Consider the following 14,373-nt stretch of genomic DNA (forward strand, 5'->3'; position numbering starts at 1 on the left):
CCGTCTCCTCATGGCGTGCGCGACCCGGAGACCGTGCCGCGCACCCCTTCGATGTAGTCGGTGGTGGCCTGCAGCTGCCCGGCCGTGGCCGTGGTGTAGCGCAGCACCGGGCCGGGCGCCAGGCTCATCGCGACCCCGTAGCCCAGCAGCAGCATGGTTGCCGCGATCTCGAGGCGGCCGGCCCTGGGCACCGGCTCCGACACGGGCGGCGGTGCGGGCTCGTCGTCGCCGGGCTGGTCGTCGCCGACGCGCCAGAACAGCCGGGTCCCGGTGCGGCTGAGTCCGATCAGCGCCAGCAGGCTGCTGCCGAGCACGGTGGCGTACACCCAACCGGTGTCCGGATCCGGCACCGCGGCCAGCAGCAGGAACTTGCCGACGAAGCCCGACAGCGGCGGCAGCCCGACCATCGCGACCGCGGCCACCAGGTACAGCGTCGCGGTGCGCCGTGACAGCGCCGGGGCGATCGGCAGCACGCGGTCGCCGTGGCGGCCGCGCTCGCGCTGGACGATGTGCGCGATGAGGAACATCGCCGCCGCCGCGAAGCAGCTGTGCGGCAGGTAGTACAGGCCGGCGGCGATCGTGCCCGGTGCGGCCAGCGCGAAGGCCACGAACAGGGTCCCCGACGACATCAGCACCAGGTAGGCCGCGCCGATGCGCAGGCGCAGCGCACCGACCACCCCCAGGCTCGCCACCACCATCGTCGCCATTCCCAGGACCAGCAGCGGGCCGCGGGCGAACCCTTCCAGCGGCCCGGACCCGTCGGCGAACCAGAGCGAGCCGATCCGCAGCAGCGCGTACAGGCCCACCTTCGTCATCACCGCGAACAGCGCGGCCACCGCGGCCGGCGCGCGCGCGTAGGCGTCGGGCAGCCACAGGTACATCGGCAGCAGCGCGGCCTTGGCGCAGAACACCACGACCAGCAGGCCCAGGGCCACCCGCAACAGGGCCACGTCGCCCGGGTCCACCTGCGCGATCCGCTGCGCGATCTCGACCATGTTGAGCGTGCCCAGCAGGCCGTAGAGCAGCCCGAGCGCGATCAGGAACAGGGTCGAGGCGGCGATGTTGAACACCACGTAGTGCATGCCGGCGGCGACGCGTTCGCCGCGCGCGCCCGACAGCAGCAGGCCGTAGGAGGCGATCAGCATCACCTCGAAGAACACGAACAGGTTGAAGATGTCGCCGGTCAGGAATGCGCCGTTGAGACCGGCCAGCTGGATCTGGAACAGGGCGTGGAAGTGCAGCGCGCGCCGGTCCCACCCCGCGCAGGCGTACATCAGCGCCGGCACCGCCAGCAGGGTGGTGGTCAGCACCATCATGGCGCTGAGCCGGTCGAGCATGAGCACGATGCCCAGGCGCGAGGGCCAGTCGCCGAGCAGGTAGGCCTCGACCTGGCCGCCGTCCGCGCGCGCCACCAGCGCCACCACGGCCGCCAGCAGCAGCGACAGCCCGGCCCAGGCGCCCACGCGCAGCACCTGCACCGAGTGCCGGCGCTCGAGCAGCAGCAGGATCGCGCCGGTGACGAGCGGCAGCAGGATCGGCGCGAGCACCAGGTGCCTGGTCACGCGCGCGGCCCCTGTTCGCCGTCGGCATCGCCCGGCGGCACCGGCTGGCCGGGTTCGCGGCCGTCGACGTGGTCGCTGCGCAGGTCGGCGTGGTTGCGCATCGCCACCACCACCACCACGGCGGTCATGGCGAACGCGATCACGATCGCGGTCAGCACCAGCGCCTGCGGCAGCGGGTCGGCGTAGTGCCGGGTGGTGGCGGCCACGGCCCCGCGCAGCACCGGCGGCTTGCCCACCAGCAGCCGGCCGGAGGCGAAGATCAGCAGGTTGGTGGCGTAGGAGAGCAGGGTCAGCCCGAGGATCACGTCGAACGTGCGCGCCCGCAGCAGCAGGTACACGCCCGCCGCCACCAGCACCCCGATCGCGCTCGCCATCGCGAACTCCATCAGCCTGCCTCCTCCGCCTCGAGCGTGCGCCGCCGCACCGTTCCCATCGTCGACAGGATCAGCAGCGCGCCCGCGAACACCACCACGTACACGCCCGTGTCGAACACGAGCGCGCTGGCCAGCGGCAGGTGCCCGATCACCGGCAACTCCAGGTCCACGTGCCCGCTGGTCAGGAAAGGCAGGCCGAACGCGAGCGAACCCAGGCCGCCGGCGGCGGCCAGGAGCAGGCCGATGGAGATGCCGCGCACGTAGTCGAATCCGAAGGTCCGCTCGACCGCGCGCGCGCCCTGGAGCACGTACTTGATCAGCACCGGCACCGCGATGGTCAGGCCCGCGATGAATCCACCGCCCGGCGCGTTGTGGCCACGCAGGAACAGGTAGATCGAGACCGTCATCGCCAGCGGGAACAGCAGCTGGGTCAGGTCGGCGGGGATCGGCAGCTGCACCGGCGGGCCCGGCATCAATTCGTCCGGGCGCAGCCGCGCCCAGCGCAGCATCGCGTGCACCACCAGCGCGGCCACCGCGAACACGGTGATCTCGCCGAAGGTGTCGAAGCCGCGGAAATCGACCAGGATCACGTTGACCACGTTGGCCCCGTAGGCTTCGGGGAGCGAACGCGCCAGCATCTCGGCCGACACCGAGCCGTCCGGGTCGCGCACCAGCATCGCGTAGGCCAGGCCGGCGATGCCGGCGCCGGCGAAGATCGAGATCAGCGCGTCGCGCCAGCGCCGGAACGGGGTGCGCGCCTGCTTCGACTGCTTGGGCAGGTAGTTGAGCGCCATCATCATCAGCGCGATGGTCACCATCTCCACCAGCAGCTGGGTCAGGGCGAGGTCGGGGGCGGAGAGCATCGCGAAGGCGATGCTGACCATCAGGCCGGTGGCGCCGATCACGATCAGCGCGGTCAGGCGCTTGCCGTGCCAGGCCACCGTGGCCAGGGTCGAGGCCACCAGCACCGCCCACAGGATCCAGCCCAGCGGCGGCATCGGCTGCGGCGGCGGCAGGTCGGCCAGCAGCGCCGCCTCCTGGCCCAGGTAGGGCGCGGCCGCCACCACCAGCACCACCACGATCATCCAGAACAGGCTGCGCCGGATGCCGCCGGCGGCGACCCGTGCTGTGTAGCGCCATGCGGCGTTGAACAGTTTCTCGATGTTGACCTGGAACAGGTGCCGGCCCCAGGTGCGCAGCATCGCGTCGTGCAGCGCGAACAGGCGGCGCAGGGCGAAGTAGAACAGCAGGCCGCCGGCGACGCCGCCGATGCTCATCGCCAGCGGCAGGTTCCAGCCGTGCCAGACCGCGAGCGAGAAGCGCGGGGCGGCCGGCCCCAGCACGCCTGCGACCGCGGTCTTGAGCGTCGGCTCGACCACCAGCCCCGGCAGTATCCCTACCGCTAGGCACAGCGCCACCAGGATCGCCACCGGGACCTGCATCCATACCGGCGGTTCGTGCGGTTCGACCGGCAACGCGCGCGGCCCGCGGCCGAGGAAGGCGTCGTGCACGAAGCGCAGGCTGTAGGCCACGCCGAACACGCCGTAGAGCAGGGCCGCGACGCTGATCGCGATGCGGAATCCGCTCTGCTCGCCGGCCTCCAGCGCCTCGGCGAAGAACATCTCCTTGGACAGGAAGCCGTTGAGCAGCGGGATGCCGGCCATCGCCAGCGAGGCCACGATCGCCAGCGTCGCGGTCCACGGCATGTAGCGGCGCAGGTTGCCCATGCGGCGCAGGTCGCGCGTTCCGCACTCGTGGTCGATGATGCCGGCGGCCATGAACAGCGAGGCCTTGAACGTGGCGTGGTTGAGGATGTGGAACACGCCGGCGACGACCGCCATCGGCGTGGACAGGCCGAACAGGAGGGTGATCAGGCCCAGGTGCGAGATCGTCGAGTAGGCCAGCAGGCCCTTGAGGTCGTGCTGGAAGATCGCGTACCAGGCGCCGACCAGCAGGGTGATCGCGCCGACCGTCGAGACCACGTAGAAGAACAGGTCGGTGCCGGCCAGCGCCGGGTGCAGCCGCGCGAGCAGGAACACGCCGGCCTTCACCATGGTCGCCGAATGCAGGTAGGCCGAGACCGGGGTGGGCGCGGCCATCGCCTGCGGCAGCCAGAAGTGCAGCGGGAACTGCGCGCTCTTGGTGAACACGCCGGCCAGCACCAGGGCGAGGATCGCCGGGTACAGCGCACTGGCCCGGATCGCGTCGCCCGAGGCCAGCACCACGTCGAGCTCGTAGCTGCCGACCACGCGGCCGATCAGCAAGACGCCGCCGAGCAGCGCAAGCCCGCCCATGCCGGTGATGGTCAGCGCCATGCGGGCGCCCTCGCGCGCGTCCTGGCGGTGGCTCCAGAACCCGATCAGCAGGAACGAACTGATGCTGGTGAGTTCCCAGAACACCACCATCAACAGCAGGTTGCCGGCCAGCACCACGCCCAGCATGGCGCCCATGAACAGCATCAGGTAGCCGAAGAAGCGTCGGGCGCTGTCCTCCTCCGACAGGTAGTAGGAGGCGTAGAGGACGATCAGGGCACCGATCCCGAGCACCAGGCCGGCGAACATCCACGCCAGCCCGTCCAGCCGCAGCGACAGCGCCAGTCCGGCCTGCGGCAGCCAGTCCAGGCTCGAACCCGGCACCTGGCCGTCCATCACGCCCGGAGTGTGTCCGGCCAGCAGCGCCAGGCCGAGCAGCGGCGCGGCGGCGGCCATCCAGGCGATGGTCCGTCGGGATGCGCCCGGCGCCAGCGCGATGGCCAGCGCCGCCGCGAATGGCAGGGCCAGGAGCAGTTTCAGCATCAGGGGTCCGTTGCGGGGGGCTGCCGCTGCGCATGCCGCGGCGATCCCGAGTTTAGCCGACGCCGCGGCCCGGAGGCTCCACGTTATCCTTCGGCGGATGGCCAGCCCTCCACGCGATGCGCCGCAAGTGCCACCGCGGCGCCCGCCGGTGCGGGGCCGCGCCTTGCTGGTGGGCGCCAGCGGCCAGATCGGGCGTCCGCTGCTGGTGCGGCTGATCGGGGCCGGCTGGCAGGTGGAGGCGCTGTCGCGGTCCCCGCAGCCGCCGCTGGCCGGCGTGCGCTGGCTGCGAGGCGATCTCGCGACGGGCCAACTGCCGACGGACGTCGACCTGGTGCTCAGCTGCGGCCCGCTGGACGCGTTCGCGGCTCGTTTCGCCCGCGGCGACGTCGCCTGCCGGCGCGTGCTGGCGTTCGGATCGACCAGCGTCGAGGTCAAGCAGGACTCGCCCGATGCCGGCGAGCGCGACCTGGCGCGCCGCCTGCGCGAGGCCGAAGCGCTGCTGTTCGCGACCGCCGCGCAGCACGGCATCCCCGCCACCGTGCTGCGGCCGACCCTGGTCTACGGCGCCGGCCGCGACGCGACCCTGACCCGGATCGCCGCGCTCGCCCGGCGCCTGCACGGCTTCGCCCTGCCGGCCGATGCGGCGGGCCTGCGCCAGCCGGTGCACGTGGACGACCTCGCGGACGCGGCCATGGCCTGCCTCGACACGCCCGCCACCCATGGCCGCGCCTACGCCGTCCCGGGTGGCGAGACCCTGCCGTACCACGAGATGGTGGCGCGCACGCTGGCCGCGCTGCCCGGGCGTCCGCGCCTGTGGGTGCTGCCGCCGCCGCTGTTCCGCGCGCTGCTCGCGCCGGCGCGGCTGCTGGGCGTGGCGGCCGGGTTCGGCGACGCGGCGCTGGCGCGGATGCGCGAGGACCTGGTGTTCGACGCGGGGCCGGCCCGGTGCGACTTCGGCTATGCGCCGCGCCCGTTCGCGCCCGATGCGGCGATGCTCACGCCTCCGGGGTGAGCGCCACCGGGGGCCGCGCCGTCCGCAACGTCCGCAGTGCGATCATCAGGACCCCGCCCAGCACCATCGCGCCGCCGATCCACAGCGCCGGGCCCGGGCGGTCGCCCCAGAACGCGATCCCCAGCACCACCGCGAACACCGGCGTGAGCAGCAGGTAGGGCGTCACCTCGGCCACCGGATGGCGCTGCACCAGCCGGTACAGCAGGCCATGGCCCAGCAGCGAGGCGAACGCCGCCGAGTACGCCACGCCGCCCCAGCCGACCCATCCCGCCGAACGCAGCCCCGCGAAGCCGCCCGGTTCGGCCAGCGCGCTGATCGCCAGCAGCGGCGGCAAGCTGAGCGCCGCGGTCCAGCCGAGCTGGTCGACCATGCGCACGCCCTCGAGGCGCCGCAGCAGCACGGTGCCGATCGCCAGCATGAGCGCCGAGCCGAGCATCACCAGCAGCGACGCCGGGTTGTCGAGCACGATCGGGTCCAAGCCCAGCACCAGCACGCCGGCGAAGCTCACCGCCACCGCCAGGGCGGTGCGCCAGCCGAAGCGTTCGCCCAGCCACCACCAGGCCAGCAGCACCGTCATCGGCACGTAGGTCTGGGTCACGATCGCGGGCGAGGACAGGTCGCCGGCCAGCCGGAGCGCGAGGAACGCGGTGCCGAAGTGCAGCACGCCGGTGGACATCGCGATCGCCGCCAGCACGGCCCACTGCGAGCGCGGCGGCGCGCGCATCAGGGGCGCCAGCACCACCGCCACGATCGCCATCCGCAGCGCGGTGAACAGGAACGGCGGGATCTCGCGCAGCGCGTGCGCCGAGGTGAGGAAGTTGAGCGCCCAGCACAGGCAGACCAGCAGCGCGAGCGACAGGTCGCGCGCGCCCAGTCCGGCGCCGGCGCTCACCCGCTCACCAGCGCCAGCCCATCGTGCGGTACAGCTTCGACAGCACCCAGGCCGGGCCGATCAGCAGGTAGCGCAGGTCGGTGAAGAAGCTGGGCTTGCGCCCTTCGAACAGCTTGCTGTGGCCGACGAACTGCGCGATCCACGCCACCACGAACACCGCCACCGCCAGCCACAGCAGGAACCGCGTGCCCTGGCGGTGCTCGATCCAGTAGGTCAGCCACAGCATGGCCACGAACACCGCCAGCATGCCCACGCCCAGCGCGCGCGAGCTGCGGTAATAGAACATCCAGGCCCCGAAGCAGGTCAGGCCGGCCCACAGGCCCTGACGGAACCCGCTGCCGGCGGGGACCGGGATGCACCACAGCAGGGCGATCACGCTCCACAGGATCAGCGGCACCGCGACCACGTGGATGCGCTGGTTGGTCGCGTTGCGGTGGTCGGCCGAATAGCTGGCGAACCAGTGGTCGATGGGGCGGTCGGAGGCCGGGTCGGTCGCGTTCATGGCTGTCCTCCGGTGTGCACGTCGGGTGCGGCGAGGATAGCGCAGGGCAGCGCGGGGATCAGCCGGCGGACCCTCAGTCGATCGAGATCCCCGCCAGCCGCTGCAGCGCCTCGGCGTAGCGGGCGCGGGTGCGTTCGATCACCTCGGGCGGCAGGCGCGGGCCGGGCGGGGTCTTGTCCCAGTCCAGCGTCTCCAGGTAGTCGCGCACGATCTGCTTGTCGTAGCTCGGCGGGCTGGTGCCGACCTCGTACTCGTCGGCCGGCCAGTAGCGCGAGGAGTCGGGCGTGAGCATCTCGTCCATCACGTACAGGCGGCCGTCGGCGTCGGTGCCGAACTCGAACTTGGTGTCGGCCAGCAGGATCCCGCGCTCGGCGGCATGGGCGGCGGCGTGCTTGTACAGGCGCAGGGTGGCGTCGCGCACCTGCTCGGCCAGTTCGGCACCGGCCAGCTTGACCGCGGTATCGAAGTCGATGTTCTCGTCGTGGTCGCCGACCGCGGCCTTGGTCGAGGGAGTGAAGATCGGCTCGGGCAGCTTCTCGGCCTGGCGCAGGCCGTCGGGCAGCGCGATGCCGCTGACCCGGCCGGTGCGCTGGTAGTCCTTCCAGCCGCTGCCGATGATGTAGCCGCGCGCGATCGCCTCGATCGGCACCGGCTTGAGCTTCTTCGTCACCACCGAGCGGCGCGCGTACAGCGCCGGGTCCACGCCCTCGGGCAGCACGCTGGCCACGTCGATGCCGGTGAGGTGGTTGGGCATCAGCGCGGCGGTGTGCGCGAACCAGAAGTTGCTGATCTGGCACAGCATCTCGCCCTTGCCCGGGATCGGGTCGGGCAGCACCACGTCGAAGGCGCTGAGCCGGTCCGTGGCGACGATCAGCAGGCGGTCGTCGCCCAGGTCGTACACGTCGCGCACCTTGCCGCGGTGGCGCAGGTTGAGTCCGGGAAGGTCGGAGGACAGCAGCGTGGTCGCCAAGGGTGTCGTGCCTTCGGGCGGGCCGGCCAGTGTAGTGGCAATCGCGCCGGCAATGAACGCCCGGCGGTACACTGGCGGGCATGAACCGCTGGTACGGGAAAGTCCTGGGCTTCATCGCCGGTTGGCTGCTGCTGCGCCACCCGGCCGGGGGCCTGATCGGCCTGCTGATCGGCCACGCCTTCGATGCGGGCTGGGTCGGCGGGGGCCGCCACGCCGCCGCCTACCGCACCCTCGGGGTGGCGCCGGATGCGAGCCAGGCCGAGATCGACCAGGCCTACCGCCGGCTGATGTCCCAGTATCACCCGGACAAGGTCGCCGGCGCGGCGCCGGAGCTGCGCGCGCAGGCCGAGAGGCGCGCCACCGAGATCAATGCCGCCTACGACCGGATCCGCGACCGCCGCCGACGCTGACCCGCCGGGCGCGACCCGGTCGCCGGCCGCCGCCACCCGACCCACCGCAGGAATCCGCATGCAGCCGCCCGTCATCGCCCCTTCCATCCTCTCCGCGGACTTCGCCAGGCTCGGCGAGGAGGTCGACGCGGTCCTGGCCGCCGGCGCGGACTGGGTCCACTTCGACGTGATGGACAACCACTACGTCCCCAATCTGACCATTGGCCCGCTGGTGTGCGAGGCGCTGCGCAGGCACGGCGTCGCCGCGCCGATCGACGTGCACCTGATGGTCGAGCCGGTGGACCGGATCGTCCCGGACTTCGCGAAGGCGGGCGCGACGCTCATCAGCTTCCACCCCGAAGCCTCGCGCCACGTGCACCGTACGATCCAGCTGATCAGGTCCGAGGGCTGCCAGGCCGGCCTGGTGCTCAACCCGGCCACGCCGGTGGACGTGCTCGACTACGTGCTCGAGGACCTGGACCTGGTGCTGCTGATGTCGGTCAACCCCGGCTTCGGCGGCCAGGCCTTCATCCCCTCCGCGCTGGACAAGCTGCGCCGCGTGCGCGAGCGCATCGACGCCACCGGAAAGCCGATCCGGCTCGAGATCGACGGCGGGGTGAAGCCGGACAACATCCGCGACATCGCCGCGGCCGGCGCCGACACCTTCGTCGCCGGCAGCGCGATCTTCGGCCAGCCCGACTACGCGGCGGTGATCGCGCGCATGCGCCGCGGGATCGCGGAGGCCGCGGCATGAACACCTGCGACCTGTGCGACCGGTTCGAGGATCGCGTCCGGGTGCTGGGCCTGCCGCTGCGCGACTACGGCGGCCGCATCGAGTTCGCCGGCCGGGTCAGCACGGTCAAGGCGCTGGAGGACAACTCGCTGGTGCGCGAGGCCGTGGCCGAGCCGGGCGAGGGCCGGGTGCTGGTGATCGACGGCGGCGGCTCGCTGCGGCGCGCGATGCTCGGCGACATGCTGGCGGAAAAGGCGGTCGCCAACGGCTGGAGCGGGGTGCTGGTGCACGGCGCGATCCGCGACAGCGCAGCGCTTGCCCGGCTCGACCTGGGGGTCAAGGCGCTGGGCGCCTGCCCGCTGAAGACCGACAAGCGCGGCCAGGGCCTGCGCGACGTGCCGGTGCGGTTCGGCGGCGTGGAGATCCGGCCTGGCGACTGGCTGGCCGCGGACGAGGATGGCGTGATCCTCGCCGACGCCCCGCTGGCCTGAACCCGGCACGCCGCGGCGCCGCCCACGCCTGCCCGTCCGCGGCAAGGGCCGGGACTCCCCCCAGGCCCGCCGGGATACCGTCGGCGAGCGTGTCGTGCGAAGCCTCGGCGAGCCTCCCTCACCCGCCCGCGGCGAACACCGGGCCTCCCTCCCCCGCTCGCGGGGAGAGCCGGGGTGGGGGGCTGACGAGACGACGCAGCATCGGGCGCACCTCCCTCCATCGGACGCCGCCCACGGCGCCAAGGCACCGCCTGCTTCACGCCTCCCTTCGCACCGCGCCCGGATCATCCCGGCCTGCGCACCCCTGCGCGAGCCCCGATCCGATGCCTCCAGCCCACTGGCGACTCATCCTCAACGGCAAGTCCGCCGGCGACGATGCGCTGCGCGACGCGGTGCAGGCGCTGCGCGAGCGCGGGCAGCGCCTGGACGTGCGCGTGACCTGGGAGCGCGGCGATGCCGACCGCATCGTCGCCGAGGCGCTCGAGGACGGCGTCGGCGTGCTGATCGCAGCGGGCGGCGACGGCACCCTGAGCGAGGTCGCGACCGCGCTGGCCAGCCGCGACCGGCCCGCGGGCGCACTGCCGGCGCTGGGCCTGGTGCCGATGGGCACGGCCAACGACTTCGCCGCCGCGGCCGCGATCCCGGACGCGCCGCTGCAGGCGCTGGACCTGGTGGCGGCGCAGCCCGCCCGCCCCGTCGACCTGCTGCGCCTGGAAGCCGACGGCGAGGTCCACTGGGCCGCCAACCTCGCCAGCGGCGGCTTCGGCACCCAGGTCACGGTGGACACGCCGGAGGGCATGAAAAAGCTGCTCGGCGGCCTGGCCTACCTGCTGACCGGACTGGCGAAGCTCGGCCGCATCGACCCGGTGCATGCGCGGCTGCGCGGCCCGGGCTTCGAATGGGAAGGCGGCTTCATCGCCCTGGGGATCGGCAACGGCCGCCAGGCCGGGGGCGGCCAGGCGCTGTGCCCGGACGCCCTGGTCGACGACGGCCTGATCGACCTGACCGTCATCCCCGAACTCTCCGGCGAGATCGCCGCGACCCTCGGCACAGTGGCCAGCGCGGGCAAGGCGGCCGCGCTCGACCGGATCGCCACCCGCACGCGCCTGCCCTGGGTCGAGGTCGAGGCGGACGAACCCCTGGTGCTCAACCTGGACGGCGAGCCGGTGGAATCGCGCGCCTTCCGGATCGACTGCGCGCCGGCCCGGGTGTGCATGCACCTGCCGGACGATTGTCCGTTGCGATCGCAACCACCGGCCTGCGTGTAAAACCCGCGCCAAAGCCGTTACATTAGGCCCCATGGGCGCGTCCGCATCCTTGCATTTCCCTGCTGCCGGCGAAGGCTGGCGATGGTGGCACGCCGCCACCGCCGCCGTTGCCCGCCCGCGTTCCAAGGAAATGCCGCGTGACCTCGCAAGACGAATTCCAGCTCTCCGCCGCTGAAGGCCATACCCGCATCCCCGTGGTGCGCGAGGTCCTGTCCGACCTCGACACGCCGCTGTCGGTGTACCTGAAGCTCGCCGACGGCCCGCATACCTACCTGTTCGAATCGGTCGAGGGCGGCGAGCGCTTCGGCCGCTACTCGATCATCGGCCTGCCCGCGACCCGCGTGTACGCGTTCCGCGGCCACACCCTGACCGTGCGCGAGCACGGCGAGGTGGTCGAGACCCGCGAGGTGGCCGATCCCTTCGCCGAGGTCGAGCGCCTGCGCGCCGAACATTCGGTGCCGCGCCTGCCGGGACTGCCCGGCTTCAGCGGCGGCCTGGTCGGCTGGTTCGGCTTCGAGTGCATCGAGTACATCGAGCCGCGCCTGCGCGCGAACGCCAATCCCGACGAGCTCGACACGCCCGACATCCTGCTGATGCTCAGCGAGGAGGTCGCGGTGTTCGACAACCTCAAGGGCCGGCTGTACCTGGTGGTGCACGCCGACCCGCGCGAGCCGCAGGCCTGGGCGCGCGCCAACCGCCGCCTCGACGCGCTGGCCCACCGCCTGCGCCACGGCGGCGCCGGCTACCCGGAGACGCTGCGTCCCGAGGCGCTGGACGAGGCGCACTTCGAGTCCGGCTTCACCCGCGAGGGCTTCGTCGCCGCGGTCGCGCGCGCCAAGGACTACATCGCCGGGGGCGACGCCTTCCAGGTGGTGCTGAGCCAGCGCCTGAGCGTGCCGTTCAACGCCCGTCCGGTGGACGTGTACCGCGCGCTGCGGGCGATGAATCCGTCGCCGTACATGTACTTCCTCGACGTCGGCCAGACCCAGGTGGTGGGCTCGTCGCCCGAGATCCTGGTGCGTCTGCAGGACGGCACCGTGACCGTGCGCCCGATCGCCGGCACCCGCCCGCGCGGCGCCACGCCCGAGGAGGACCAGGCGCTCGAGGCGGAGCTGCTGGCCGATCCCAAGGAGCGCGCCGAGCACCTGATGCTGATCGACCTGGGCCGCAACGACGTCGGCCACGTCTCCGAGCCGGGCAGCGTCGAGGTCGGCGAGCGCTTCGTGATCGAGCGCTACAGCCACGTCATGCACATCGTCAGCGAGGTCACCGGCCGGCTGAAGGCAGGGCTGGGCTACGCCGACGTGCTGCGCGCGACGTTCCCCGCCGGCACGGTCAGCGGGGCGCCGAAGATCCGCGCTCTGGAGATCATCCGCGAGCTCGAGCCGGTCAAGCGCAACGTCTACGCCGGCGCGATCGGCTACATCGGCTGGCACGGCGACGCCGACACCGCGATCGCGATCCGCACCGCGGTGATCCAGGGCGGCCGCCTGTACGTGCAGGCGGGCGCCGGCATCGTCTACGACTCCGATCCGGACAAGGAGTGGGACGAGACCATGAACAAGGGCCGCGCGCTGTTCCGCGCCGTGGCCGAGGCGGCGAAGGGGTTGTGAGGCATCGCATGGCCGTCCTCCCGTCCATCCATATCGTGCGCCCCCATCCATATCCACCGCATCGCGTCCGACCGGGGTTCCTGCCGTGCTGCTGATGATCGACAACTACGACAGCTTCACCTGGAACCTCGTCCAGTACCTGCAGGCGCTGGGGGCGGAGGTGAAGGTGGTGCGCAACGACGAGCTGTCGGTCGAGGAGATCGACCGGCTCGCGCCCGAGCGCATCGTGATCTCGCCGGGGCCGTGCACGCCGAACGAGGCGGGGGTCTCGGTCGCGGTGGTCGAGGCGCTGGGGCCGCGCATCCCGATCCTGGGCGTGTGCCTGGGCCACCAGAGCATCGGCCAGGCCTATGGCGGCCGGGTGGTACGCGCCGGGCGGATCATGCACGGCAAGACCTCGCCGATCCGGCACACCGGACAGGGCGTGTTCGCGGGATTGCCCGACGGCTACGAGGCCACGCGCTACCACTCCCTGGTGGTCGAGCGCGAATCGCTGCCCGACTGCCTCGAGGTCACGGCCTGGACCGAGCACGGGGACGGCGCGTTCGAGGAGATCATGGGCCTGCGCCACCGCGCGCATCCGGTCGAGGGCGTGCAGTTCCACCCCGAGTCGATCCTCACCGAGCACGGGCACGCCCTGCTCAAGAACTTCCTGGAGCGCTGAGGCCCGCGCTCCGGCCACGCACGACGAAACGGATCCATCCGCATGACCATCACCCCCCAGGAAGCCCTGCAGCGCACGATCGAGCACCGCGAGATCTTCCACGACGAGATGATCGACCTGATGCGCCAGATCATGCGCGGCGAGGTCTCGCCGGTGATGACCGCGGCGATCCTCACCGGGCTGCGGGTGAAGAAGGAAACGGTGGACGAGATCGCGGCGGCGGCCAAGGTGATGCGCGAGCTCTCGCGCCCGGTGGAGGTCGCCGACCGCAGCCACCTGGTCGACATCGTCGGCACCGGCGGCGACGGCTCGCACACCTTCAACATCTCCACCGCCAGCATGTTCGTGACCGCCGCCGCGGGCGCGCGCGTGGCCAAGCACGGCAACCGCAGCGTGTCCTCGAAGTCCGGCAGCGCCGATGCCCTGGAGGCGCTGGGCGCGGCGATCGAGCTGCAGCCGGCGCAGGTCGCGCGCTGCATCGCCGAAGTCGGCGCCGGTTTCATGTTCGCGCCGATCCACCACCCGGCGATGAAGGCGGTGGCCCCGGTGCGGCGCGAGATGGGCGTGCGCACGATCTTCAACATCCTCGGGCCGCTGACCAACCCGGCCGGCGCGCCGAGCGTGCTGATGGGCGTGTTCCACCCCGACCTGGTCGGCATCCAGGTGCGCGTGCTCAAGGAGCTGGGCACCGAACGCGCGCTCGTGGTGTGGGGCCGCGACGGCATGGACGAGATCTCGCTCGGCGCGGCCACCCTGGTCGGCGAGCTGCGCGACGGCGTGGTGCGCGAGTACGAGATCCATCCCGAGGACTTCGGCATCGCGATGGCGGCCAGCCGCAACCTGCAGGTGTCGGGACCGGAAGCCTCGAAGGCGATGCTGCTCGGCGCACTGCGCGGCGAGGCCGGCCTGCCGCTGGAGATCGTCGCCCTCAATGCCGGCGCCGCGCTGTACGTGGCCGGCGTCGCGGACGGCATCGCCGAGGGCATCGAGCGCGCGCGCGAGGCGATCGCCTCCGGCGCCGCGCTGGCACGGCTCGAGTCCTTCGTCGCCGCCACCCGGAGGCTGGCGCGGGAGGGCGGCTGAGCCGTTCCCGGACACCGCCGATGCT

The 14,373-nt window shown here is 72.4% G+C and carries 14 protein-coding genes; 8 read left to right on the top strand and 6 right to left on the bottom strand.

What is annotated here, in order from left to right:
• Positions 1–8: 8 nt before the first annotated feature.
• From LUTJ29_RS0102675 to LUTJ29_RS15885, 3 genes are read right to left on the bottom strand one after another with little or no spacing between them, the layout of a single operon-like run.
• Positions 9–1,562 (bottom strand): monovalent cation/H+ antiporter subunit D, encoded by a 1,554-nt coding sequence (locus LUTJ29_RS0102675; protein WP_027071195.1) that lies wholly within the window; start codon positions 1,560–1,562, stop codon positions 9–11.
• A complete protein-coding gene (locus LUTJ29_RS0102680) occupies positions 1,559–1,948 on the bottom strand; it encodes a Na+/H+ antiporter subunit C (RefSeq protein ID WP_027071196.1) in 390 nt (129 codons plus the stop codon). Before LUTJ29_RS0102680 ends, LUTJ29_RS0102675 begins: the two co-directional genes overlap by 4 nt.
• On the bottom strand, positions 1,948–4,731 hold the full coding sequence (locus LUTJ29_RS15885; protein ID WP_051322615.1) for a monovalent cation/H+ antiporter subunit A: 2,784 nt from the start codon (positions 4,729–4,731) through the stop codon (positions 1,948–1,950). Before LUTJ29_RS15885 ends, LUTJ29_RS0102680 begins: the two co-directional genes overlap by 1 nt.
• A 97-nt stretch (positions 4,732–4,828) precedes the next feature.
• Between LUTJ29_RS15885 and LUTJ29_RS0102690 the strand changes: the two genes are divergently transcribed.
• Positions 4,829–5,743, top strand: coding sequence for an NAD-dependent epimerase/dehydratase family protein (locus tag LUTJ29_RS0102690; protein ID WP_051322616.1), 915 nt, complete (start codon positions 4,829–4,831; stop codon positions 5,741–5,743).
• On the opposite strand, the gene LUTJ29_RS0102695 is transcribed toward LUTJ29_RS0102690, so the two are convergent.
• The 3 genes from LUTJ29_RS0102695 to LUTJ29_RS0102705 form a co-directional block, all read right to left on the bottom strand.
• Positions 5,727–6,635: a DMT family transporter gene (locus tag LUTJ29_RS0102695; protein WP_027071197.1), complete on the bottom strand. Its 909-nt coding sequence runs from the start codon at positions 6,633–6,635 to the stop codon at positions 5,727–5,729. The two genes, LUTJ29_RS0102690 and LUTJ29_RS0102695, sit on opposite strands and share 17 nt — an antisense overlap.
• Before the next feature lie 4 nt (positions 6,636–6,639).
• Complete coding sequence (locus LUTJ29_RS0102700) at positions 6,640–7,137, bottom strand: Mpo1-like protein (protein WP_027071198.1); 498 nt, start codon at positions 7,135–7,137, stop codon at positions 6,640–6,642.
• A 73-nt stretch (positions 7,138–7,210) separates the two neighbouring features.
• Positions 7,211–8,107 (bottom strand): phosphoribosylaminoimidazolesuccinocarboxamide synthase, encoded by an 897-nt coding sequence (locus LUTJ29_RS0102705; RefSeq protein ID WP_027071199.1) that lies wholly within the window; start codon positions 8,105–8,107, stop codon positions 7,211–7,213.
• A gap of 80 nt (positions 8,108–8,187) precedes the next feature.
• On the opposite strand from LUTJ29_RS0102705, the gene LUTJ29_RS0102710 reads away from it, so the two are divergent.
• The 7 genes from LUTJ29_RS0102710 to trpD all read left to right on the top strand — a co-directional run bounded on the left by LUTJ29_RS0102710 (position 8,188) and on the right by trpD (position 14,348).
• Positions 8,188–8,517 (top strand): DnaJ domain-containing protein, encoded by a 330-nt coding sequence (locus tag LUTJ29_RS0102710; RefSeq protein WP_027071200.1) that lies wholly within the window; start codon positions 8,188–8,190, stop codon positions 8,515–8,517.
• Positions 8,518–8,575: 58 nt separating this feature from the next.
• Positions 8,576–9,250 (top strand): ribulose-phosphate 3-epimerase, encoded by a 675-nt coding sequence (gene rpe, locus LUTJ29_RS0102715; RefSeq protein ID WP_027071201.1) that lies wholly within the window; start codon positions 8,576–8,578, stop codon positions 9,248–9,250.
• Complete coding sequence (gene rraA / locus LUTJ29_RS0102720; protein ID WP_027071202.1) at positions 9,247–9,720, top strand: ribonuclease E activity regulator RraA; 474 nt, start codon at positions 9,247–9,249, stop codon at positions 9,718–9,720. Before rpe ends, rraA begins: the two co-directional genes overlap by 4 nt.
• Before the next feature lie 323 nt (positions 9,721–10,043).
• A complete protein-coding gene (gene yegS / locus LUTJ29_RS0102725; RefSeq protein ID WP_027071203.1) occupies positions 10,044–10,988 on the top strand; it encodes a lipid kinase YegS in 945 nt (314 codons plus the stop codon).
• Positions 10,989–11,125: 137 nt separating this feature from the next.
• Positions 11,126–12,601, top strand: a complete 1,476-nt coding sequence (gene trpE, locus LUTJ29_RS0102730) for an anthranilate synthase component I (protein WP_027071204.1) — start codon at positions 11,126–11,128, stop codon at positions 12,599–12,601.
• Between the two features lie 85 nt (positions 12,602–12,686).
• On the top strand, positions 12,687–13,265 hold the full coding sequence (locus LUTJ29_RS0102735) for an aminodeoxychorismate/anthranilate synthase component II (protein WP_027071205.1): 579 nt from the start codon (positions 12,687–12,689) through the stop codon (positions 13,263–13,265).
• Positions 13,266–13,307: 42 nt separating this feature from the next.
• Complete coding sequence (gene trpD / locus LUTJ29_RS0102740) at positions 13,308–14,348, top strand: anthranilate phosphoribosyltransferase (protein ID WP_027071206.1); 1,041 nt, start codon at positions 13,308–13,310, stop codon at positions 14,346–14,348.
• Positions 14,349–14,373 lie beyond the last annotated feature (25 nt).

It is taken from the genome of Luteimonas sp. J29, from assembly GCF_000472505.1.
Classification (GTDB): domain Bacteria; phylum Pseudomonadota; class Gammaproteobacteria; order Xanthomonadales; family Xanthomonadaceae; genus Luteimonas.